This window comes from Pseudoduganella sp. jia 12 (assembly GCF_055502675.1).
The window spans coordinates 95,303-118,043 of record NZ_JBUXKP010000006.1; the positions used below are offsets into that span (position 1 = coordinate 95,303).

Sequence of the window (22,741 nt, forward strand, 5' to 3'; positions counted from 1 at the left end):
GTGATCAGCGCGGGGGGCGTATCACCTTGGCGACATGGGTGGGCAGGTCCCATGTGCCGTCGAGTCCCACCGACTGGCAGATGCCCGTGTCGGCGACGAGCGTCGGCACGAAGCGGCTGCCATCCCACACCCATTCCCTGGTTTCCCGGCAGCTGCCCATGCCGTGGCTCGCGGAGATCTTGCCGGCTTCATGATCGCTGCCGTCGGTCGTCACCAGCACCGGCTTGAACGGCGCAGTGCCATTGGCGACCCAGTAGGCAGTGCCTGTGCTGGCGGCACCGGCCCAGCATTGGCCGTAGACCAGCAGCCTGGCGGCGGTGAGCCGCCGTATCGACAGATCGTCCGGCACCAGGGCTTCGCAATCGCCTTCGCCGAGCGTGCCGCGCAGCTCGCGCAACAGTGCGGCCCGGGCAGCCGGCGGCAGGTCCACTTCGGCGTTTCCGGCCGGCGCCGCCAGCACCTCGGGCATCGGCGGTGCCGCCGGCACGCTGTTCTCGGCCCTGGCGCCCTTGCGCAGCAACGCGCCCGGGGTGCCGATGCGGCCCTGGAATTCATCCATCTTCAGCAGCACGGCGGCCGCACCGGCGCCGGACAGCGTCCATGCGCGCGCGCCATCACGCCATTGCACGATCCCGGTGCCGGCAACCGCCGCCACCAGGGCCTGTATCTGCGCGGGAGAGAGCTCGCCTGTCATGTAGTCGCTGCCGATCTTCACGTGGCCCAGTGCGCGGCCGTCGACATGCATCGTCACGCCCGCCTTCGGCACCCATTCCTTTTCATCGCGGATGCCGAGCCTCAGCGTTGCCTTCAGGGGCTGGTCCGGCCCGGCCGCGCGTTCCAGCACCACGGAAACCTCCGGCGTATCGTCATCCTCGCCACGATGATGGTAGCCGGCGGCGCGGCAGGTGCGCGTGTTGTCGCAGGCAATTTCCCAATCGTGATGGGCGAAATGGAAGCCGGCCGGCGTACCGGCAATGGCGGGGAGGGCGCAGGCGCCGAGCAGCGCGGTGACAAGGATCTTCATGCCGTGACGATAACAAAATCCTGCGTTCGCCGCAGCGCAAAGCGGTTCCCGCATGCCGGGCCGGCCGCTGCGCTATAGTGCGAGCCACATCGAATTACTAATCAACTGTCACCGATCAACCGTCAACCAAGTGGCCCGATGACGATCACTGTCCTGCTCCGATGCGTCTCCCTCGCCGCGGCCCTGTCGGCACCACTCCTTTGCGCCGCGCAGGAATACGAGGACTGGACCGTGCAGTGCGATAACGTCAACCACTGCGAGGCGGTCGGGTACGGACCGGATCGCGAGACCGCGCGATGGCTTGCCGTGCAACTGGTGCGCGATGCGGGGCCGGGTACGGCGGTGCAGGCCAGAATCGTCCTTGCCGAAGGCGGGCCTGCAAAGCCCGTCGATCTCACCCTGACGGTGGACCGGCAACGGCCGGTCACGCTCCGCGCCAACCAGCCGTTGCCGCGGACGGCGGCGCAAGAACTGCTGGACCGGATGATCGACGGCAGGGAGGGCCAGGCCAGCGACGGCCAGCAGCAGTGGACCCTGCCGCTCGCCGGCATGAAGGCGGCGCTGTTGCGCATGGATGCCTTGCAGGGGCGGATCGATACCCCCGGCGCATTGGTCCGGCGCGGCAGCCGTGCGGAATCTTCCGTTCCCCCGGCGCCGGCCATGCCGGTGCTGCGCGCGGCGCCGCCGGCGCAGCGGATCTCCGATCGCGGGATCGAAGCGGCATTCCTCGCGGAGACCGGCCCGCCGCAGGAAGAATGGATCGACCGCCATGACCTGTATCGCCTGGCGGATGGCCGGCTGCTGTTCCTGTTCGAATCGAGCCGTGGCCCGACGGCGAGTTTTTACGAAGCCTGGCTGGCCAACGCGCGGCCTCCGTATCGGCCGCGCCGGCTCGACCTTCCCACCAATGGCCTGCCGGCGGATGTCCTCGTCAACGCCGATTTCGATGGCCAGGTGCTGGGTTCCTACACCGGGCGCACCCTGGCCGATTGCGGCCATGCCGCCAGGTGGCTGTGGACGGGCGACAAGTTCGAACTGCTGGCGATGAGCCATGCCGATCACTGCCGCGGCATGCTGGACCTGATCGACCATCGCAAGTGGGTGGCGCGCAAGGTTCCCTAGAGGCCGATTCGCACTGCCGGTTTCATCGCCACGTCATATCCGCAACCTACACTTTCCCGCTTATCAATTACCGGAGCAAGCATGACTTCATCCATTTCGCGCCGCCGTTTCCTCTCTCGAAGCGGCGTCCTGGCGGGCAGTTCGGCATTGGGTGGCACGCTGCTGCTGCAAGGTTGCGGCGGCAGCGCGTCGATCGGCGTCAGCGAAAACGAACGGCCGAAGATGCCGTCGGGGATACAGTTCGGCGACATCACGGACAACAAGGCCATCATCTGGGGGCGCAGCGACCGCAATGCGCAGATGATCGTCGAATACGACACGAGCGACCGTTTCGCCAATGCCAGCCGCATCGTCGGCCCGTATGCCAGCGAAGCCACCGATTTCACGACCCGTGTCGACCTGGGCGGCCTGCCCGCCGGGCAAACGGTCTTCGTGCGCGTGCGCTACGTGGATCCCGACGATGCGCGGATCGAAAGCGAAACCGTATCCGGTCAATTCAGGACCACGCCCGCCGATGGCACGAAAGCCGTGCGTTTCCACTGGAGCGGCGACCAGTGCGGCCAGGGCTGGGGCATCAACACCGACTTTGGCGGCATGAAGATCTACGAGGCGATGCGCCTGCGCGACCCGGATTTCTTTGTTCACAACGGCGACACGGTGTATGCGGACGGCCCGATCCTGGCCGAGGTAAAGGCGGAAAACGGCCAGTTGTGGCGCAACGTGGTCACGGAAGAAGTCAGCAAGGTCGCGGAAACGCTGAAGGAATTCCGCGGCCGCCATGCCTACAACATGCTGGACGCGAACTTCCGCAAGTTCGCCGCCCAGGTGCCGCAGGTGTGGCAATGGGACGATCACGAAGTGACGAACAACTACAGCGACGCCAAGAACCTGTCGGGCGACGCGCGCTACACCGAAAAAAGCATCGCCACGCTCACGGCCCGCGGCCGCCAGGCCTTCCTCGAATATGCGCCGATGCGCTATTACAAGCAAAGCGAACCGCAACGCATCTACCGCACCATCTCGCATGGCCCGCTGCTCGACGTGTTCGTGGTGGACATGCGCACTTATCGCGGCCCGAACAGCACCAACCTGCAAACCATCGAAGACGCCGGCTCGGCATTCCTGGGCCGCGAGCAGCTCGAATGGCTGATCGCCGGCCTGAAAGCGTCGAAGGCAACCTGGAAGGTCATCTCCGCCGACATGCCTATCGGCCTGAATGTCGGCGACGGCAAGGATGCCCAGGGCAACGCCTTGTGGGAAGCAGTGGCGAACGGCAACGACGGCGTGCCGCTCGGCCGGGAAATCGAGATGGCCCGCCTGCTCGGCAGTATCAAGGACGTGCCCAACGTGGTCTGGATCACCACCGACGTCCACTACTGCGCCGCCCATTACTACGACCCGGCCAATGCCCTGTACACGAACTTTTCCCCATTCTGGGAATTCGTTGCCGGCCCGATGAACGCCGGCAGCTTCGGCCCCGGCGTGCTCGACAGGACTTTCGGCCCGAGCGTGGTCTTCTCGAAAGCGCCGCCGATCCAGGCTTCGTCGCCGTTTGCGGGCTACCAGTTCTTCGGCGAGGTCAATATCGACCCGCGCACGAAGGCGATGACGGTCGAACTGTTCAACCTCGACGGCGTGTCGCAGTTTGCGCAGACGATCGCGGCGGCAGGCGTCTAGAAGGTTGCCAGTACACCGGACGCAGGCCCGGCAGGGCGGCAGCGACCCATACCCCGCTGCCGCTACATACAGAATATAGTCCGGCTCCGATAGCCGCCTACGTCACGTTGCCCTAGAGTACGTGTTTTAACATGTATTTCGGGAAGATATGTCCAAGGCTTTGGCAAAATGCCTGGCGGCCGAATTCATCGGCACCGCACTGCTGCTGGCGATCGGCAGCGGCGCCGGCATTGCCGCGCAGCGCCTGGCGGGCGGCGACCCCGCGATGGCGCTGCTGGTCAGCGCGCTCGTCGGCGCCACCGGGCTGGCTGTGCTGATCCTCACGTTCGGCAATATTTCCGGCGGCCTGTTCAATCCCGTGCTGACACTGTCCGAAGCGTGGCGCGGCAACCTGCGTGCCGACCACGTGGCGCCCTACATCGCGGTGCAGGCGGTAGGCGCCGTGGCGGGCGTGGCGGCCGTGCATGCCATGTACGGACTGGACCTGGCGATGGCCACGCAGCAGGTGCGCACCGGTACCGGCCAGTGGCTGGGCGAATTCGTCGCCACGTTCGGCATGCTGTGCGTGTTCATCGGCTGCGGCCGGGCCCGCCCGGTCGTGGCGCCGTTCGCCGTGTCCGCGTATGTGATGGCGGCCTGCTGGTTCAGTTCTTCCTCGGCCTTCATGAACCCGGCACTGACGCTGGCCAAGGCGATCGGCCAGGCCGGCGCGCTGCGCCTGGTCGACGCCCCGGCCTTCGTGCTGGCGCAACTGGCCGGTGCCGGCGCCGCGACGGCGCTTTTCATCTGGCTGCACGGCACGGCGCGCGGGGCGGTGCGCACCTGACCGTACCTGACCGTCTACCCCGCGAAGCCTGCAGGTGGTTCGCCTGCTGCGATACAGCTCCGCATGTTCCGCATCGCCGCAGCCTCCCTGGCGTTCGCCTCACGTGATAGATTCGGGGGCCAACACCCACGAGGAGAATGCCCATGTCCGATGCGAACAAGCGTGTCCTGCAACAGGCGAATGCGGCGGTGACCGCCGGCGACAACGAAGGCTTCCTGGCGTTCTGCACGGACGATATCGTCTGGTCCACCGTGGGCGGCGCAACGCTGCATGGCAAGGAGGCGGTGCGCGCCCTGATGGCGAAGGACTATGTGCAGCCGCCCGTGTTCACCGTACGCGAACTGGTGGCCGATGGCGCCTACGTGGTGGCACTCGGCGACATCGAAAGCCGGGACGAGGCGGGGAAGGTGGTGCGGAACGCCTACAGCGACGTCTGGCGCCTGCGCGACGGCAAGCTGGCCGAACTCAGGGCGTTTGTCATACCGGTCGGGGAGGGCGGCTGAAACGATGAACGGGTAAGCAAGGATGTCCGCTTCGGCCGAAGCGGACATCCACGTCGCACCCGCCCGCTTCGGCTTTCGCCCGGTGAAGCATGCGGTGTCGGTGCTTACTCGTGTTGCTTACTTGAGTTGCTTACGTGAGTTGCTTGGTTGTGCAGCTTACTTGTTGCGGTTGGCAATCTCGTTGCCGACATAGCCACCGCCGAGCACCCCGGCGAGGGTCGCCAGTTTCTTGCCATTGCCGTCGCCGATCTGGTTGCCGATCAGTCCGCCGACCACGGCGCCGGTACCGATGGCCACATAGTTCGGCTTGCTTTCCTGCGCGACCGGGGCCGGGGCCTGCACCGGCTGCTGGTGCTGCGCCGCATAGCTGCGGGCCGGCGCCTTGTGCACTGGCTTCGGTGCGGGTTCACGGTAGACGACTTCCCGCACGATCACGCGTTCCGGCGCTGCCTGTACAGCCGGCTGGCGCACCGCCGCGGCCGGTTCCGCGAGCGCTGCCGGCTGCAGCGTTTGCGGCAAGGGCTGCAGCGCAGCCGGTTGCGCCGCTGCCAGCTGCTGGGCCGCCAGGCTCGCTGGAGCGATCTGCGCAGCCGGCTCGGCTTTGCTCGATGGCAGTACGCCGGTGAGAGCGGCGATACCGGCGGCGCTGACGGCAATCACCGAGACGGCTGCCGCGGCAACGAGTGGGTGGATACGGCTTGCGGTGGCGATGTTTTCCATTATTTTCTCCCATGGCGATTGATTAGCCTGTGGAAGTAGATTAATGGTTGAGGCGCGCGCAGGATATACCGTCACCTGTATCACACGTTACGACATGTAAAGCTGCCGCTGAACGGTCGATCTCAATCCTTCTTTTCCCTGAACTCCCCATCGATCACCGTGTCGTCGGCGCTTGCGGACGGTTTTCGCCCGGTGAAGTTGAAGACGGACGACAGCATCCGGTCGAAAATGGCCCGCCGCAGCCAGGGGAAGGTGAGAAGGAAAGCCGTGGCAAAACCGGTAAAGCCCGCGGACACGTAGTCGCCTCGCGACAGGAAATGCAGCGTGCAAAGTACCAGCAAGCTGACCACGAGTGGCCGGCGGACAGGTTTCGGTAACAGTCCAACGATGCGCGGCTTGCCTTTCCTGATCCAGGGAAACCGTGCAAAGAGAACCCCGAGAAGCAGCCCGGCGAGGAACCGGCCCGTGCCGAGATAATCGGCCAGGACCCCGATGACCAGGAAACCGGTGTAGGTCATCGCGCCGGCCAGGGCGGCCAGCACGCATAACGCGACAGCGATCGTCAGCTTTGGCGTGCGTATCGCCGTAGTGATCAAAAAACGTAGGATTTGCGTACTCCTCTGGACTTGGCTTGCAAATAGGGGCGGAAAGTTATCGCGAATAGTAGCAGCACTCCTTCGCGCCAGGCCGCAAGCCATCGTATCAGTCGTCGCGCAGGCCTTTCACGAACGGGCTGCCGCGATAGCACACATCGCCGTCGCAATGCGTCGCCGGCAGGCGCATGCCCAGCAGGCGTGACACCCGGTAGCGGTTGCGCGCGAAGTGGTCGTAGGCCCAGGCCAGGGCGGGGCGCAGCGGGGCGATGCGCAGTGGCAGCACGGCCCAGCCCATGCCCACCAGCGAATACGCGGCCTGCATGCTGTCCAGGCCGGACAGCACGCGGCCATCGGCCGTGACGGCATGCAGCCTGGCGTCCAGTGCCGCCATGTCCGTGCCCGGGGGGAAATCGGCAAAGCCCGGCGCGGCGATATCGACGAAGGCCAGCACGCCGCGCCGGTCGTGGCGGCGCAGGGTCAGCATGGCATCGGTGCAGAAGGCGCATGCGCCGTCGTAGTACAGGGTCAGCGCCGGCGTGGCCGTTGCGCAGTCGCGCAGGTTCTCACTCATCGCGCAGGCCTTTCGTGAACGGGCTGCCGGCATGGCAGGTAGTGCCGTCGCATCGCGGCGTGGCGGGCGTCACGCGCATGCCGAAGAAGTTCGAGACGTGGTAGCGATGGCGCGCGAACTGCTCGTAGCACCAGGCCATCAGTGGACGCAGAAGGCGGATACGCAGCGGCCAGACCACCCAGCCCAGGCCCACCTGGCGATAGATGGCCTGCATGCTGTCCAGGCCAGTGAGCACGCGCCCATCGGCCGTTACCGAATGCAGCCTGGCGTTCAGGGTCGCCAGGTCCGTCCCCGGCGGGAAGTCGGCAAAGCCAGGCGTCGCCAGGTCGACGAAGGCCAGGGCGCCGAGGCGGTCGTGGCGCTTCAGCATATTGACCTCGGCCACGCAGAAGCCGCAGGTACCGTCGACGTAGACGGTCAGTTCGGGTGTGCCCATGATGCCTCCTCAGCCCAGCAGCTTGGCGACCTTGCCGCCCATGTTGATGAAACGCTTCAGCGTGGCCGGCTCCAGGTGCTTGTAGTCGTCGTAGCTGTCGGTCAGCATTTCCAGGAATTCCAGCACCTGCGCCATCCGCTCGCGGGTAGCGTCTTCCATGCCCTTGTCGCCTTCGGCTTCGATGGCGCACTGGCGCAGCACGGTCAAGGTCGGATCGATTTCGCGGCGCTTGCGCTCCTCGACGATGGTACGGAAGATTTCCCACACATCCTGCAGTGCCACGAAATGGTCGCGCCGGTCGCCCAGTACATGCGTCACCTTGACCAGGCCCCAGCTTTGCAGCTCCTTCAGGCTGTTGCTGACATTGGAGCGGGCCACGCCGAGCTGCTCGACGATCTGCTCGGCGTTGAGCGGCGCATTGGCCAGGAACAGCAGCGCGTGGATCTGCGCGACGGTGCGGTTGACGCCCCAGCGGGTGCCCATCTCGCCCCAGTGCAGGATGTATTTTTGTTCGGTCGGACTCAGACTCATGGTTTTCTCTAATTTCTGTCGTTACAGAAATTTAAGACGAAACGAGCGGCGTGTCAACCTTCGTGCATGGGCGTGGCTGGTCCGGAGGGATGACCCTGCCGGCTACTGCGGCATCGTCCCCGCATACGCCATGCGTCAGAAGCCGGTGAAGGTATTGGTCTCCCAGGCGGTTTCGGCATTCGGATACACGGCGACGCCCGCGCCGCCCAGTGCGCCCGTGGCACCGGGCGCCGAAACATCGCCCTTGATGAAGGCGTCGACCAGCCGCACCGTTTCAAGCGGCCGCGCGACCGGAAAGCCGTGGTCGAAGCCCTGGTTCGGATTGATCATCACCGCGGTCACGCTGGCGCCCGCGCGCTTGAGGTCATATTTCGAGGTGGCGGTGTAGTTGTCGTAGATAACCTGGTCGCCGCGCCAGGTGGCCAGGTCGGTGGTGGCCTTCACCAGCATCGCGCGCTTGCCGTTGAACAGCGCGCCCAGGCGGCCGTCGCCCGGAATGGTGACCACGCTGCCGTCGGCATTCGGCGCGGGCTTGACCACGTTGACGGGCGAGACGTTGAATTTATGCGCGTAGTACAGCGATTCCGGCATGTACTGGATGGTGAAGCCGTCGAGCAGGGAACCGCTGTAGTTCGGCGAAGCGCGGAACGTGGGGTCGGTAACCGCCGCCGGCGTGAAGATCTTGCTGACATCGTATTTCAGGACATCGTTATAGACGACCAGATCCCAGGTGGCCTGCACGTTGGCATAGGTGCGCTGCTCGCCCTGCCATGACCGCTGCTGGAAGGCGGTGCCGGCGAGGCCGGCGGCATCGTTCGCGATGGTGACCCAGTCGCCATTCGCCCATGAGTGGCCTGCCGGATCGATACCGGCCTGGCCCGCATTGAAGCCGACACGCACGCCGCGTGTACCGATCCCCGCCAGGCTGACGACATTGGCATACCGCCCGGGATTGGCGATGACCATCTCCAGTGCGACGCCGAAACCCATCGAGTAGCCGACCACCGTGACGCCGGACGTGGGGAAGCTGGTGATCTTGTTCATCACCTTCTCGAAGTCGGCGGCGAAATCCTTCAGCGACGTGATCTTCCGGTTGTAGCTCGACTTGCCGCTGCCGCGGTAATCGAAGGTATAGACGGTGTAGGCGTCATTGAGCGCATCGACGGAACGGAAGAAGCCCATCATGCCGTCGAAGATGGCGCCCGAAGTGTTATTGCCGGGAACGAGCACGATGGTCTTCGGGCCGTGGCCGGCCTTGCGGACATAGATGCTTTCCTTCGGATCGCTGGCGGCCGCGCCGTCGATGATGATGGCGCCCTCGCCGATGGTGGCGATGGCGTCGGCATTGGCGCCGGGGGTGCCGGCCGGGCCCTGTGGGCCCTGGTCGCCGTCGCCGCCACAGCCAGCGAGGCCGATCGTGAGGGGCAACGAAAGCAATGCGATGACGCGCGTGGTCTGCAACATGGTGTGCCTCGTCCGGATGTGGTTGACATTGCGGGGGTATCGGGGCGCCGTTTTGTCGCAGGATGGCGCCCGATAACGATAGCACGACGGGGACAGAAAAAATGATGCAAATGTGCCACGGATAGCCGGGCACCGGTCATGGACGAACCGGAGTTCGGATCGCTCGCAGGTGCGGCATCAAGGACACGTTGCCGGGGGGGGCAGCGTCGAAGGTCTGCATGGTATGCATGAAAGCGCCCTGGCCCCGCCTAACGCAGCCCCCCGAACCGTTCAAAGAACGCCGCCCCCGCATCCGGCACCTCCGGCTGCTCCCGCCGCAACGCTTCCAGCACATGCTGCTCGGCCGGCGCGTACGTCGACAAGTACAACTCGCGCGCCAGTTCATAGGCGGCAGCGCCGGGCCACGGCTCGGGCAGCAGCTCCACCGGCAACTGCGGATCGTGCAGCTGTACGCGCCGGTAGGCGTGGATCAGCAGCGTGCGCACGACGAAGGCGCGCTCCGGCGCCACGCCGCCGGCAAGCAGGGCACGCAGCGGCGCGAAGGTGGCGATGAAGCGCTCGTAGCCGGCCGCCACTTCCCGCAAGTCCCATCCCTCGGCCACCAGGTCCGCCAGCGGCTTGCCCTGCACGCCGGGCAGTTGCGCCGCCTGCACCACGTACACCTTGCCGCGCATGCCGAGGCGGCCCAGCAGATCGTCCAGCGCTTCGGCATCGCCGGCGGGATGCCCGGCGATACCCTGCGCCACCACGCTGTAGCCCTCCCACAGCAATTCCTTGCGCAAGGTCGCCCGCTCGACCGCCGTCAGGTTGTTCGTCCCCAGCACGAACGTCCAGCTGCCATGCCAGTGCACGTGCGGCGCCGCATACACGCGCCGGAACGCGCGGGCAAAGCGCTGCGCCGCTTCCGGCGTGATCGTGTAGTGGCTGCGGCGGCCGTCGCGCTGCGACACGAGCCAGCCTTCCTGCGCCAGCCGGAATACGGAGGTGCGCAACAGCCGGTCGTTGACGCCGAACGGCGCCAGCAGGTCGATCAGGCTGCCCAGCCAGGCCAGGCCGCCGTGCGGGACGATCGCGTCGCCGAAGACCGTCATCACCAGCGATTTCGAGCGGGGCGGTTCGTCGGCCAGGAAACGGTCGATCCACTTGTTCAAGCTCACATTGGTCAGTTCATTGTTCATGCCGCCATTGTACTCAGCCGAACAAGATACGGACTTTCGATATGACACACAAAAACAGCTTGCAAATAAAATTCTGTATCGTATTATGGCTGGAGTGATGCAACAGGAGGAGACAACCATGTACGCACAGATGGTGGAAACCGGGCTGAAGAACGTGCAGACGGCCGAATCGATGAGCGAGCAGGAGCGCGCGTTCCAGGCGCGCATCGACGAAGGCATCCGGATCGAGCCGAAGGACTGGATGCCCGAGGCCTACCGCAAGACGCTGATCCGCCAGATTTCCCAGCACGCCCACTCGGAAATCGTGGGCCAGCTGCCGGAAGGGAACTGGGTCACGCGCGCCCCCACGCTCAAGCGCAAGGCGATCCTGCTGGCGAAGATCCAGGATGAAGCAGGCCACGGCCTGTACCTGTACAGCGCTGCCGAAACGCTGGGCGTGTCGCGCGACGAGCTGCTGCAGGCCCTGCATTCCGGCAAAGCGAAATATTCGAGCATCTTCAACTACCCCACGCTGTCGTGGGCCGACATGGGCGCCATCGGCTGGCTCGTCGACGGTTCCGCGATCATCAACCAGATCCCGCTGTGCCGCTGCTCGTACGGCCCGTATGCGCGCGCCATGATCCGCGTCTGCAAGGAAGAGTCGTTCCACGCCCGCCAGGGCTACGACATCATGCTGGCGCTGTGCAACGGCACCCCGGAACAGAAGGCGATGGCGCAGGATGCGCTGAACCGCTGGTGGTGGCCGTCGCTGATGATGTTCGGCCCGTCGGACGCGCACTCCGTCAACAGCGCGCAGTCGTCGCAATGGCGCATCAAGCTGTTCTCCAACGACGAGCTGCGCCAGCGCATGGTCGACCAGACCGTGCCGCAGGCCGAATTCCTCGGCCTGACGGTCCCCGATCCCGACCTGAAATGGAACGAGGAGCGCGGCCATTACGATTTCGGCGAGATCGACTGGCAGGAATTCCACGACGTTTTGAAGGGCAACGGCCCGTGCAACCGCGAGCGCCTGCGCACCCGCGTCAAGGCATGGGACGACGGCCAGTGGTTCCGCGATGCGCTGGTGGCGCATGCGGACAAAGCGGCAGGCAAAACACAAGAAGCAGCTTGAGGAGACAGCAATGAGCAAGGAATGGCCCCTGTGGGAAGTGTTCATCCGCAGCCAGCACGGCCTGGCCCACAAGCACGTGGGCAGCCTGCACGCGCCGGATGCGGCAATGGCGGTGAATAACGCCCGCGACGTGTACACGCGCCGCAACGAAGGCGTGTCGATCTGGGTGGTGCGCGCGGCGGACATCGTCGCCAGCAGCCCGTTCGACAAGGGCGCGCTGTTCGAGCCCGCCAACAGCAAGGTCTATCGCCACCCCACGTTCTTCCCGATGCCGGAAGAAGTGAAGAACCTGTAAGGCGCGCCATGAACGACAAGATCGCGGATTTGTCCCATTACCTGCTGCGCCTGGGCGACAACGCCCTCGTGCTGAGCCAGCGCCTGTCCGAACTGTGCGGCAAGGGCCCTGCGCTGGAAGAAGACATGGCGCTGACGAACGTCGCGCTCGACCTGCTGGGCCAGGCGCGCCTGTGGTTCACCTATGCCGGCGAGCTGGAAGGGCAGGGCCGCGACGAGGATGCGCTGGCCTACCGGCGCGACGCGCATGATTTCCGCAACGTGCTGCTGGTCGAACAGCCGAACGGCAATTACGCGCACACCTTGGTGCGCCAGTTCTACTTCGATACGTGGCACTACTTCCTGATCGGCGCGCTGGCAAAATCGCCTGATCCGCGCATCGCGGAAATCGCCGAAAAGTCGCTGAAGGAAGTCACGTACCACCTGCGCCGCAGCGGCGACCTGGTCGTGCGCCTCGGCGACGGCACGGAGATCAGCCACGACTACACGCAAACCGCCGCCGACGAGCTGTGGATGTACACGGGGGAGGTGTTCAACTACGACGCCGTGGATGAAGCGATGGTCGCCGCCGGCATCGCGCCGCCGGCCGCCGAACTGCGCGCGCAATGGCTGGCCCACGTGGGCGACATCTTCGCCGAAGCCACGCTGGCGATGCCATCGCCGGATGCCTGGATGCAGAAGGGCGGCAAGCAGGGCCGGCACAGCGAACACCTGGGCTACCTGCTGGCGGAAATGCAGTTCCTGCAGCGGGCCTACCCGAACGCGAGCTGGTGACGGCCATGATGACCACCGCACTGGATGAAGCCACCGTGTGGACGTGGCTCGCGGAAGTGGCCGACCCGGAGATCCCCGTGATCTCGGTCGTCGACCTCGGCATCGTGCGCGCCGTCGAGGTGGATGGCGACGCCGTCACCGTCACGCTCACGCCCACGTATTCCGGCTGCCCGGCCACGCATGTGATCGAAGCGGCCGTGCGCGAGGCGCTGCAGGCGCATGGCGCGGAGGATGTTCGCATCGTCACGCAACTGTCGCCGGCGTGGACCACCGACTGGCTCAGCGCGGAGGGAAAACGCAAGCTGCAAGGCTACGGCATCGCCCCGCCCGCGCAGCAGGTGATCGACATTTCCGGCCTGCGCGGCGGGCTGGCCGCCGCGGTATCGCGTTCCCACCTGCGAGGCGCCGGCATCGCACCCGCGATCGCCTGCCCCCACTGCGGTTCCACGCACACGGAACTCACGAGCCAGTTCGGTTCCACCCCATGCAAGGCGCTGTACCGGTGCCGCGATTGCCGGGAGCCGTTCGATTACTTCAAGTGCCACTGAACCGGATAAGGAAAGAGTAACCGAGATGAGCAAATTCCATCCAGGGCAAGGAAAGAGTAACTGAGATGAGCAAATTCCATCCATTGACCGTCGCCCGCGTGCACAACGAAACGCGCGACTGCATCGCCGTCACGTTCGCCGTGCCGCCCGAGCTGCGCGACAGTTTCCAGTACCAGCAGGGCCAGCACCTGACCCTGCGCGCGAAGATCGGCGACGAGGACGTGCGCCGCTCCTACTCCATCTGTTCGGCCGTGCAGGATGGCGCCCTGCGGGTGGCCATCAAGCGCACGCCGGGCGGCATGTTTTCCTGCTGGGCCAACGAATCGCTGAAGCAGGGCGCCGTCGTCGACGTGATGCCGCCGATGGGCCACTTCAACGTGCCGCTGGCCGCGGAAAACGAACGGAGCTACCTGGCCTTCGCGGCCGGCAGCGGCATCACGCCGATCCTGTCGATCGTGAAGACCACCCTGATGACGGAGCCGCACAGCCGTTTCACGCTGGTCTACGGCAACCGATCATCGTCGTCGATGATGTTCCGCAACGAGCTGATGGAGCTGAAGGACCTGTACCTGGATCGCCTGAACCTCGTCTACGTGATGAGCCGCGAACAGCAGGATATCGAACTGTTCAACGGCCGCATCACGAAGGAAAAGACCGCGGCCTTCCTGCGGCAGTGGATCGACATCGCCGACTACGACACAGCCTTCATCTGCGGCCCCGAAGACATGATGCTCGGCGTTTCCGAAGCGCTGCAGGAAGCGGGCATGCCGAAAGCCGCCATCAAGATCGAGCTGTTCGCCGCATCGATCCCGAAGCACCAGCACAAGCCGCGCGCGCAGTTCGATGCGCACACGGCGCAACACCTTACCGAAGTCACCGTGATCCAGGATGGCAACGCGGCCACGTTCACGATGGAGAAAGACAAGGAATCGATCCTCGATGCGGGCCTGCGCGCCGGGCTGGAAATGCGCTACTCGTGCAAGGGCGGCGTGTGCTCCACGTGCCGCTGCAAGGTAATCGACGGCAAGGTGGACATGGACGTCAACTATGCGCTGGAGGATTACGAGATCGCCCGCGGCTTCGTGCTGAGCTGCCAGAGTTTTCCCGCCACGGACCGTGTGATTATCGATTTTGATCAGGCGGAATAGCAAGAAGCAACCCAACGGCAAACCCTGGGGGCAGACCCGCCGGGGCGTAGCCGGGGTTTCAAGGAGCATCGCTCCTTGCCGGCGAAGCGGTACTGGCCTGCAGGCCAGTACTCCTTGACCCTTTCGTACCCTGAATTCAACAAGGAGCCAGCGAATGACCTACCAGAACATCCTGTTCCACATCGAGGCCGGCATCGCCACCCTGACCTTGAACCGCCCCGACAAACTGAACAGCTTCACGCAGGCGATGCACCTGGAAGTGCGCGAAGCCTTCGACCGGATCCGGGCGGACAAGAGCGTGCGCGTGCTGGTGCTGACCGGCGCCGGCCGCGGCTTCTGCGCCGGGCAGGACCTGTCGGACCGCGCGGTATCGGCCGGCGACCAGCCCGTGGACCTGGGCGACTCCGTGGAAAAATACTATGCGCCGCTCGTCATGGCGATCCAGGAACTGCCGATGCCGGTGATCTGCGCCGTCAACGGCGTGGCGGCCGGTGCCGGTGCGAACCTGGCGCTGGCCTGCGACATCGTGCTGGCCGCGAAATCGGCATCGTTCATCCAGTCGTTCTGCAAGCTCGGCCTGATCCCCGACACGGGCGGCACGTGGCACCTGCCGCGGCTGGTCGGCCCGGCGCGGGCGAGAGGGCTGGCCATGCTGGGCGACAAACTGTCCGCCGACCGTGCGGAGGAGTGGGGGCTGATCTGGAAGGCGCTGCCGGACGACGCGCTGATGACGGAAGCCATGGCCATGGCCGAGCACTTCGCATGCGCGCCCACGAAAGGGCTGGCCTACACGAAGCGTGCCATGCAGCTCAGCGCCTGCAACGGCCTGCATGCCCAGCTGAAGCTGGAAACGGACATGATGCGCGAGCTGGGCAACAGCCACGACTACCGCGAAGGCGTCGACGCGTTCGTGACCAAGCGCACGCCGCACTTCAAGGGGGAATGATGGCCGCATTGAATCGTGATTCCATCGTCGCCGTCGTCGGCAGCGGCGCCATGGGCGCCGGCATCGCCCAGGTGGTCGCCGCCGCCGGCCACGTCGTGAAACTGTACGACGCCCGCCCGGACGCCCTGGACAAGGCGATCGACGACATCGCCGGCACGTTCGGCAAGCTGGCCGCGAAAGGCAAGATGAGCGTGGCCGATGCCGAAGCCGCGCGCGGCCGGCTGCATGCCGTGGCCTCCATGGCGGAGCTGCGCGACGCGGCGCTCGTCATCGAGGCGATCGTCGAGAACCTCGACGCCAAGCGGGCGCTGTTCGCGGAACTGGAAGGCATCGTCGCGGACGACGCGATCCTGGCCACCAACACATCGTCGATCTCCGTCACGGCGATCGGCGCGCCGCTGCGCCGCCCGGAACGGCTCGTGGGCATGCATTTCTTTAACCCGGTGCCGCTGATGGCGCTGGTGGAAATCGTCAGCGGCCTGGCCACCGGCCACGCCTGCGCACAGACCGTGCACGACACGGCCGCGTCCTGGGGCAAGAACCCCGTGCACACGAAATCCACGCCGGGCTTCATCGTCAACCGCGTCGCCCGGCCATACTACGCCGAAGCGTGGCGCCTGCTGAACGAAGGCGCCGCCGACACGGCCACGCTCGACGCGGTCATGCGCGAGGCGGGCGGTTTCCGCATGGGGCCTTTCGAGCTGATGGACCTGATCGGCCACGACGTGAACTACGCCGTCACGAAATCCGTGTTCGATGCCTATTACGGCGACCCGCGCTTCACGCCTTCCGTGCTGCAGCGGGAAATGGTCGATGCCGGCTTCCTCGGCCGCAAGTCGGGCCGTGGCTTCTATCACTATGCCGAGAACGCGGTACCGCAGCAGGCGAAGTCCGAACCGAACTGCCCGCGCCCCGAATACGTCGGCTACAGCCTGGAGGCGGGCGCCAGCGGCGCGCTGACGGCGCCGATGCTGGCAAGATTGGAAGCGCACGGCCTGCAGGTCACGCGGCGCACGTCGGCGGAAGGACACCAGCACGGCGAAGCGCCGGCATTCCACTGCAACGGCGCCGCCATCTACCTGACGGATGGCCGCACCGCCACGGCCCGCGCCCGCGCCAACCGGCATGACGACACCGTGGTGTTCGACCTGGTGCTCGATGCCGCCCATGCCACCCGTATCGCCGTCGCCCGCGCGGACCAGTGCGGCGAAGCGGCCTACCAGTCCGCCGTGGCGCTGTTCCAGTCCGCCGGTTTCACGGTGACGCGGCTGGACGACGTGCCCGGCCTGGCCGTGATGCGCACCGTGGCGATGCTCGCCAACGAAGCGGCGGACACGGTATACCACGGCGTGTGCAGCGCGCAGGCCGTGGACATGGCGATGCAGAAAGGCGTCAACTATCCAAAGGGGCCGCTCGCATGGGCGGAGGCGGTCGGCGCCGGCCATGTCGTCCGGGTGCTCGACAACCTGGCGGCCACCTATGGCGATGGCCGCTACCGCGTGTCGCCGCTGCTGCGCCGCCGCCAGGCCGGCGGAAAGGCGCTCCATGCCGAATGATCGCCACATGAATACGCAGATGCGCATGCAGATGAGCGCGCAGATGAGCGCGCAGATGAGCGCACAGGCGCTGGCCGAGGCGGCCGGCGCGGCGATGTTCGACCGCGATCCCGCCAGCCGGGGCCTGGGCATGACGCTGGACGAGATCCGTCCCGGCTATGCCCGCATGTCGATGCGCGTGCGCGAGGACATGCTGAACGGCCACCGCACCTGCCACGGCGGCTTCATCTTCACCCTGGCGGACAGCGCATTCGCCTTTGCCTGCAACAGCCATAACCACAACACGGTGGGCGCCGGCTGCACCATCGATTACCTGGCGCCGGGGCGCCAGGATGACCTGCTCACCGCCACCGCGGTCGAGCGGGCGCTCGCCGGCAGGACCGGCATCTACGACGTCGACGTCGTCAACCAGGATGGCCTGCTGCTCGCCACGTTCCGGGGCAAGTCGCACCGGGTGGCCGGCACGGTTGTCCAGGGGTTACAGCCTGAAACTGGAGGAGATAGAAATGGTCCAACGTAATCCGGCGCCCGGAGACCTGGAGCCGATCGAGCGCGCCAGCCGCGACGAACTGCAGGCCCTGCAACTGGAACGCCTGAAGAAAACGCTGCGGCACGCGTACGAGAACGTGCCGCACTACCGCGCCGCCTTCGATGCGAAGGGCGTGCACCCGGAAGACCTGCGCACGCTGGCCGACCTGGCGAAATTCCCGTTCACGGACAAGAAAACGCTGCGCGACAATTACCCGTTCGGCCTGTTCGCCGTGCCGCGCGAGAAAGTGGTGCGCATCCATGCATCGAGCGGCACCACCGGCAAGGCCACCGTCGTCGGCTACACGCAGGCCGACATCGACACATGGGCCAATGTCGTCGCCCGCTCGATCCGCGCCGCCGGCGGCCGTCCCGGCGACATGGTGCACATCTCGTATGGCTACGGCCTGTTCACGGGCGGCCTCGGTGCCCATTACGGTGCCGAACGGCTTGGCTGCACGGTCATCCCCATGTCCGGCGGGCAGACCGAAAAGCAGGTGCAGCTGATCCGCGACTTCGAGCCCTCGATCATCATGGTCACGCCGTCGTACATGCTCAACATCATCGAAGAGTTCCAGAAGCAGGGCATCGACCCCGCCGAATCGTCGCTGAAGGTGGGCATCTTCGGCGCCGAACCGTGGACCGATGCGATGCGCGGCGAGATCGAACAGCGGGCCGGCATCGATGCGGTGGACATCTACGGCCTGTCCGAAGTGATGGGGCCGGGCGTGGCCAGCGAATGCATCGAGAGCAAGGATGGCCCGGTGATCTGGGAAGACCATTTCTACCCGGAGATCATCGACCCGGAGACGGGCGAAGTGCTGCCGGACGGTTCCGAAGGCGAGCTGGTATTCACGTCGCTGACCAAGGAAGCCATGCCGGTGATCCGCTACCGCACGAAAGACCTCACGCGGCTGTTGCCGCCCACGTCGCGCGCGATGCGCCGCATCGGCAAGATCACGGGGCGGTCGGACGACATGCTGATCATCCGCGGCGTGAACGTGTTTCCCACGCAGATCGAGGAACTGATTCTGAAGATGCCGAACCTGGCGCCGCAGTACCAGCTGGTCGTCATGCGCGACGGGCACCTCGACAAGCTGGAAGTGATTGCCGAGCTGCGGCCGGACGTGCCGGAGGCCGAGAGCTTCGGCCTGGCGCGCGAGCTGGAACACTGCATCAAGACCCATGTGGGCGTTTCCACCCGCGTCAGCGTGGTGGCCGCCAACGGTATCGAACGCACGCTGACGGGCAAGGCCCGCCGCGTGGTGGACAAACGACCAAGGAACTGAACAGGAACCGACATGAACGAGGCTTACATCATCGATGCCATCCGCACGCCGTTCGGCCGCTTCGGCGGGGCGCTGGCCACCATGCGCGCGGACGACCTGGCGGCGGTCCCGATCCGCTCGCTGGTCGAACGCAATCCCGGCGTGGACTGGAGCAAGGTCGACGACGTGCTGTACGGCTGCGCCAACCAGGCCGGCGAGGACAACCGCAACGTGGGCCGCATGGCCGCGCTGCTGGCCGGCCTGCCGCCCGACGTGCCGGGCAACACGATCAACCGCCTCTGCGGCTCCAGCCTGGACGCCGTCGGCACCGCTGCGCGGGCGATCCGCGCCGGCGAGGCACACCTCGTCATTGCGGGCGGCGTGGAGAGCATGACGCGTGCGCCGTTCGTGATGGGCAAGGCCGACAGCGCGTTTTCCCGCACCGCGAAGATCGAGGACACGACGATCGGCTGGCGCTTCGTGAACCCGAAGATGAAGGAACTGCACGGCATCGACAGCATGCCGGAAACGGCGGAAAACGTGGCGCAGGAATTCGGCGTGAACCGTGCCGACCAGGATGCGTTCGCGCTGCGCAGCCAGCAGCGCTGGGCCGCGGCCCATGCCGCGGGCCTGTTCAACGACGAGATCGTGCCCGTCACGCTGCATTCGAAAAAGGGCGAATCGACCGTGTTCGACACGGACGAGCATCCGCGCCCCGGTACCACGCTCGAGCAGCTGGCCAGGCTGAAAGGCGTGGTGCGGCCGGACGGTACCGTCACCGCGGGCAATGCGTCCGGCGTCAACGACGGCGCGTGCGCGCTGCTGCTGGCATCGCGCGACGCGGTCGAGCAGTATGGGTTGACACCGCGAGCGAAGGTGCTGGGCATGGCCGTGGCCGGGCTGGCGCCGCGCATCATGGGCTTCGGCCCGTCGCCGGCCTCGAAGAAGGTGCTGGCGCAGCTGGGGCTGACCGTCGAACAGATGGATGTCATCGAGCTGAACGAAGCGTTCGCGGCGCAGGGCCTGGCCGTGACGCGCGACCTGGGACTGGCCGACGATGCGCCGCACGTGAATCCGAACGGGGGCGCGATCGCCATCGGCCATCCGCTGGGCGCTTCCGGCGCGCGGCTCGTCACGGCGGCCGTCAACCAGCTCGAGCGCGCCGGCGGGCGGTATGCGCTGTGCACGATGTGCATCGGCGTGGGGCAGGGCATCGCGCTGGTCATCGAGCGGGTATGACGGCCATGGTCAAGGTATTCGAGATCAATGGCGTGCGGCCGGTGGTGCATCCTACGGCCTATGTGCACCCGACCGCGGTGCTGATCGGCGACGTGATCGTGGGCCCGCGCTGCTATGTCGGCCCGCTGGCAGCGCTGCGGGGCGACTTCGGCCGCATCGTGCTGGAGGAAGGCTCGAACGTGCAGGACAGCTGCGTGATGCACGGGTTCGAGAACACGGATACCGTCGTCGAAGCCGATGGGCATATCGGTCACGGCGCCGTGCTGCACGGCTGCCGCATCGGGCGCAATGCGCTCGTCGGCATGAACGCCGTGGTGATGGACAACGCGGTGGTGGGCAGCGAAAGCATCGTGGCGGCGATGAGCTTCGTGAAGGCGAACATGGCGATCCCGCCGCGCAGCATGGTGATGGGCACGCCCGCAAGGATCGTTCGCGACGTCACGGATGCGGAGATCGCATGGAAAAACGTGGGTACCGCGCAGTACCACGAGCTTGCGGTGCGTTCGCGCGAAACCATGCGCGAAGTCGATGCCTTCACGGAAGTGGAACCGGGCCGGCCGCGCATCGCTTGGGACAGTTCGGTACCGCTGCACGTGCACAAGAAAACAACCTGAACGGAGACGGACATGGGAACACTGCAAAGCTTCATCGGTGGCCGCTGGCATGGCAAGGAAGCGCACCAGCCGCTGCACAGCGCATTGAACAACAGCCTGATCTATCACACGCACGCGGAATCGATCGATTTCGGCGAAGTGCTGGACTATGGCCGCAAGACGGGCATCCCGGCGCTGATGGCGCTGGACTTCCAGCAGCGCGCCGCGCGGCTGAAGGCGCTGGCCCTGTACTTGATGGAGCGGAAAGAGCAGCTGTATGAAATCTCGCGCTTCACGGGCGCGACGCGCCCCGACAGCTGGGTGGACGTGGAAGGCGGTATCGGCACGCTGTTCGCCTACGCCGGCATCGGCAGCCGCGAGCTGCCGTCGTCAAACGTGCTCCACGAAGGGCCTGCCATGGCGCTGGGCAAGCGGGGCGGCTTCTCCGGCACGCACATCCTCGTACCGCGCGGCGGCGTGGCCGTGCACATCAATGCGTTCAACTTCCCGATCTGGGGCTTGCTGGAAAAGTTCGCGCCCAGCTTCCTCGCTGCGATGCCGTGCATCGGCAAGCCGGCCACCGCCACGAGCTACCTGACGGAGGCGCTGGTGCGCATGATGCACGACTCGGGCCTGCTGCCCGACGGCGCGCTGCAACTGGTGATCGGCAGCACCGGCGACCTGCTGGACCGGCTGACGGGCTTCGATGCCGTCACGTTCACCGGTTCCGCGGACACGGCGCAGAAGCTGCGGTCCAACAGGAACCTCATCGCCCAGTCCGTGCCGTTCACGGCGGAAGCCGATTCGCTGAACTGCGCGATTCTGGCGCCGGACGTGACGCCGGACGATCCGGAATTCGACCTGTTCGTGAAGGAAGTGGCGCGCGAGATGACGGGCAAGGCGGGCCAGAAATGCACGGCGATCCGCCGCATCATCGTGCCGCGCACGCAGGCCGAAGCGGTGGCGGAGCGGCTGCGCGACCGGCTGGCGAAAGTCACGATCGGCGATCCGTCGGTCGAGGGCGTGCGCATGGGCTCACTGGCGTCGAAAGACCAGCAGCGCGACGTGGCCGCGCAGGTCGAGCGCCTGCTGGCCGGGAACGAACTGCTGCACGGGGGCGAACTGAAACTCGTGGGCGATGGCGTGCACGAAGGCGCGTTCTTCGCCCCCACGCTGGTCATGTGCCGCAACGCGATGGACAACGACGCCGTGCACGATGTGGAGGCGTTCGGCCCGGTGAGCACCCTGATGACGTATGAAGGCATCGACGAGGCCCTGGCGCTGGCTGCGAAGGGCAAGGGCAGCCTCGTGTCCACGCTGGTGACGAAGGATCCCCGCACGGCGGCGTATGCGGTGCCGGTGGCGGCATCGCACCACGGCCGCGTGCTGGTGCTGGAGCGCGAGGCGTCCGTCGATTCGACCGGCCACGGCTCGCCGCTGCCGCAACTGAAGCACGGCGGCCCGGGCCGCGCCGGCGGTGGCGAGGAGCTGGGCGGCATCCGCGCCGTCAAGCATTTCCTGCAGCGCACGGCCGTGCAGGGTTCGCCGACGGTGCTGTCCGCGATCACGGGCGAGTATGTGCGCGGTGGCGCCGTGCGCGAATCGGAAGTGCACCCGTTCCGCCGCCATTTCGAAGACCTGCAGGTGGGCGACTCACTGCTGACGCACCGGCGCACCGTCAGCGAGGCGGACATCGTGAACTTCGGCGGCGTCTCGGGCGACTACTTCTACATGCACTTCGACGACATCGCCGCGAAGGACACGCAGTTCGGCAAGCGCATCGCGCACGGCTACTTCGTGCTGTCGGCGGCGGCAGGGCTGTTCGTCTCGCCCGCACCGGGCCCCGTACTGGCCAACTACGGGCTGGACAACCTGCGCTTCATCACGCCCGTCGGCATCGGCGACACGATCCGCGCCCGGCTCACGTGCAAGCGCAAGGTCGACCGCAACCGCACCGACGACAAGGGCGTGGGGCAGGGTGTCGTCGCGTGGGACGTGCAGGTGACGAACCAGAATGATGAGCTGGTGGCCAGTTACGACATCCTCACGCTGGTGTCGAAAAAGACGTGAGTGTGAGGGTTGGAGAGA

Annotated in this window: 24 protein-coding genes; 16 read left to right on the plus strand and 8 right to left on the minus strand. The window is 66.1% G+C overall.

The window, feature by feature from the left end; genetic code table 11:
- Positions 1-4: 4 nt before the first annotated feature.
- The gene (locus tag ACY65G_RS14750) at positions 5-1,024 is read right to left on the minus strand and encodes a DUF1176 domain-containing protein (protein WP_464998078.1); all 1,020 of its coding nucleotides are present in this window, start codon (positions 1,022-1,024) and stop codon (positions 5-7) included.
- 138 nt (positions 1,025-1,162) lie between these two features.
- Here ACY65G_RS14750 and ACY65G_RS14755 point away from each other — a divergent pair, with 138 nt between their 5' ends.
- From ACY65G_RS14755 to ACY65G_RS14770, 4 genes are all read left to right on the plus strand, one after another.
- Entirely contained in the window at positions 1,163-2,146 is a 984-nt protein-coding gene (locus tag ACY65G_RS14755) for a DUF1176 domain-containing protein (protein WP_464998079.1), read from the plus strand.
- An 81-nt stretch (positions 2,147-2,227) separates the two neighbouring features.
- Positions 2,228-3,823, plus strand: coding sequence for an alkaline phosphatase D family protein (locus tag ACY65G_RS14760; protein WP_464998080.1), 1,596 nt, complete (start codon positions 2,228-2,230; stop codon positions 3,821-3,823).
- A 148-nt stretch (positions 3,824-3,971) separates the two neighbouring features.
- Positions 3,972-4,649: an aquaporin gene (locus tag ACY65G_RS14765; protein WP_464998081.1), complete on the plus strand. Its 678-nt coding sequence runs from the start codon at positions 3,972-3,974 to the stop codon at positions 4,647-4,649.
- A 143-nt stretch (positions 4,650-4,792) separates the two neighbouring features.
- The gene (locus tag ACY65G_RS14770) at positions 4,793-5,152 is read left to right on the plus strand and encodes a nuclear transport factor 2 family protein (protein ID WP_464998082.1); all 360 of its coding nucleotides are present in this window, start codon (positions 4,793-4,795) and stop codon (positions 5,150-5,152) included.
- 156 nt (positions 5,153-5,308) lie between these two features.
- Here ACY65G_RS14770 and ACY65G_RS14775 read toward each other — a convergent pair whose 3' ends face one another.
- The 7 genes from ACY65G_RS14775 to paaX form a co-directional block, all read right to left on the minus strand.
- Positions 5,309-5,872, minus strand: coding sequence for a glycine zipper 2TM domain-containing protein (locus ACY65G_RS14775; protein WP_464998083.1), 564 nt, complete (start codon positions 5,870-5,872; stop codon positions 5,309-5,311).
- A gap of 122 nt (positions 5,873-5,994) precedes the next feature.
- Positions 5,995-6,414 carry an FxsA family protein gene (locus tag ACY65G_RS14780; protein ID WP_464998084.1) on the minus strand — a complete coding sequence of 140 codons (420 nt, stop codon included), beginning with the start codon at positions 6,412-6,414 and terminating at the stop codon, positions 5,995-5,997.
- Positions 6,415-6,574: 160 nt separating this feature from the next.
- Positions 6,575-7,039: a thiol-disulfide oxidoreductase DCC family protein gene (locus ACY65G_RS14785; protein ID WP_464998085.1), complete on the minus strand. Its 465-nt coding sequence runs from the start codon at positions 7,037-7,039 to the stop codon at positions 6,575-6,577.
- A complete protein-coding gene (locus ACY65G_RS14790; RefSeq protein ID WP_464998086.1) occupies positions 7,032-7,475 on the minus strand; it encodes a thiol-disulfide oxidoreductase DCC family protein in 444 nt (147 codons plus the stop codon). The genes ACY65G_RS14785 and ACY65G_RS14790 overlap by 8 nt, the downstream gene beginning before the upstream one ends.
- 9 nt (positions 7,476-7,484) lie before the next feature.
- Positions 7,485-8,006 (minus strand): GbsR/MarR family transcriptional regulator, encoded by a 522-nt coding sequence (locus tag ACY65G_RS14795; RefSeq protein ID WP_464998087.1) that lies wholly within the window; start codon positions 8,004-8,006, stop codon positions 7,485-7,487.
- Between the two features lie 135 nt (positions 8,007-8,141).
- Positions 8,142-9,470 (minus strand): alpha/beta hydrolase, encoded by a 1,329-nt coding sequence (locus tag ACY65G_RS14800; protein ID WP_464998088.1) that lies wholly within the window; start codon positions 9,468-9,470, stop codon positions 8,142-8,144.
- 248 nt (positions 9,471-9,718) lie between these two features.
- Positions 9,719-10,648: a phenylacetic acid degradation operon negative regulatory protein PaaX gene (paaX, locus tag ACY65G_RS14805; protein WP_464998089.1), complete on the minus strand. Its 930-nt coding sequence runs from the start codon at positions 10,646-10,648 to the stop codon at positions 9,719-9,721.
- Positions 10,649-10,766: 118 nt separating this feature from the next.
- On the opposite strand from paaX, the gene paaA reads away from it, so the two are divergent.
- The 12 genes from paaA (at position 10,767) to paaZ (ending at position 22,723) form a co-directional block, all read left to right on the plus strand.
- Positions 10,767-11,759 (plus strand): 1,2-phenylacetyl-CoA epoxidase subunit PaaA, encoded by a 993-nt coding sequence (gene paaA / locus ACY65G_RS14810; RefSeq protein WP_464998090.1) that lies wholly within the window; start codon positions 10,767-10,769, stop codon positions 11,757-11,759.
- A gap of 10 nt (positions 11,760-11,769) precedes the next feature.
- A complete protein-coding gene (paaB, locus tag ACY65G_RS14815) occupies positions 11,770-12,054 on the plus strand; it encodes a 1,2-phenylacetyl-CoA epoxidase subunit PaaB (protein ID WP_464998091.1) in 285 nt (94 codons plus the stop codon).
- Between the two features lie 8 nt (positions 12,055-12,062).
- Positions 12,063-12,827: a 1,2-phenylacetyl-CoA epoxidase subunit PaaC gene (gene paaC, locus ACY65G_RS14820; RefSeq protein ID WP_464998092.1), complete on the plus strand. Its 765-nt coding sequence runs from the start codon at positions 12,063-12,065 to the stop codon at positions 12,825-12,827.
- Between the two features lie 5 nt (positions 12,828-12,832).
- A complete protein-coding gene (gene paaD, locus ACY65G_RS14825; RefSeq protein WP_464998093.1) occupies positions 12,833-13,375 on the plus strand; it encodes a 1,2-phenylacetyl-CoA epoxidase subunit PaaD in 543 nt (180 codons plus the stop codon).
- Positions 13,376-13,440: 65 nt separating this feature from the next.
- Positions 13,441-14,523: a 1,2-phenylacetyl-CoA epoxidase subunit PaaE gene (gene paaE / locus ACY65G_RS14830; RefSeq protein ID WP_464998094.1), complete on the plus strand. Its 1,083-nt coding sequence runs from the start codon at positions 13,441-13,443 to the stop codon at positions 14,521-14,523.
- Between the two features lie 154 nt (positions 14,524-14,677).
- Entirely contained in the window at positions 14,678-15,469 is a 792-nt protein-coding gene (paaG, locus tag ACY65G_RS14835) for a 2-(1,2-epoxy-1,2-dihydrophenyl)acetyl-CoA isomerase PaaG (protein ID WP_464998095.1), read from the plus strand.
- Positions 15,469-17,025, plus strand: coding sequence for a 3-hydroxyacyl-CoA dehydrogenase PaaH (gene paaH, locus ACY65G_RS14840; protein ID WP_464998370.1), 1,557 nt, complete (start codon positions 15,469-15,471; stop codon positions 17,023-17,025). Before paaG ends, paaH begins: the two co-directional genes overlap by 1 nt.
- Positions 17,026-17,032: 7 nt before the next feature.
- Positions 17,033-17,545, plus strand: coding sequence for a hydroxyphenylacetyl-CoA thioesterase PaaI (gene paaI, locus ACY65G_RS14845; RefSeq protein ID WP_464998096.1), 513 nt, complete (start codon positions 17,033-17,035; stop codon positions 17,543-17,545).
- The gene (gene paaK / locus ACY65G_RS14850) at positions 17,532-18,842 is read left to right on the plus strand and encodes a phenylacetate--CoA ligase PaaK (RefSeq protein ID WP_464998097.1); all 1,311 of its coding nucleotides are present in this window, start codon (positions 17,532-17,534) and stop codon (positions 18,840-18,842) included. The genes paaI and paaK overlap by 14 nt, the downstream gene beginning before the upstream one ends.
- A gap of 12 nt (positions 18,843-18,854) precedes the next feature.
- Positions 18,855-20,060, plus strand: a complete 1,206-nt coding sequence (gene pcaF, locus ACY65G_RS14855) for a 3-oxoadipyl-CoA thiolase (protein ID WP_464998098.1) — start codon at positions 18,855-18,857, stop codon at positions 20,058-20,060.
- Between the two features lie 5 nt (positions 20,061-20,065).
- Complete coding sequence (locus tag ACY65G_RS14860) at positions 20,066-20,674, plus strand: phenylacetic acid degradation protein PaaY (RefSeq protein WP_464998371.1); 609 nt, start codon at positions 20,066-20,068, stop codon at positions 20,672-20,674.
- A gap of 12 nt (positions 20,675-20,686) precedes the next feature.
- Positions 20,687-22,723 carry a phenylacetic acid degradation bifunctional protein PaaZ gene (gene paaZ / locus ACY65G_RS14865; protein ID WP_464998099.1) on the plus strand — a complete coding sequence of 679 codons (2,037 nt, stop codon included), beginning with the start codon at positions 20,687-20,689 and terminating at the stop codon, positions 22,721-22,723.
- Positions 22,724-22,741 lie beyond the last annotated feature (18 nt).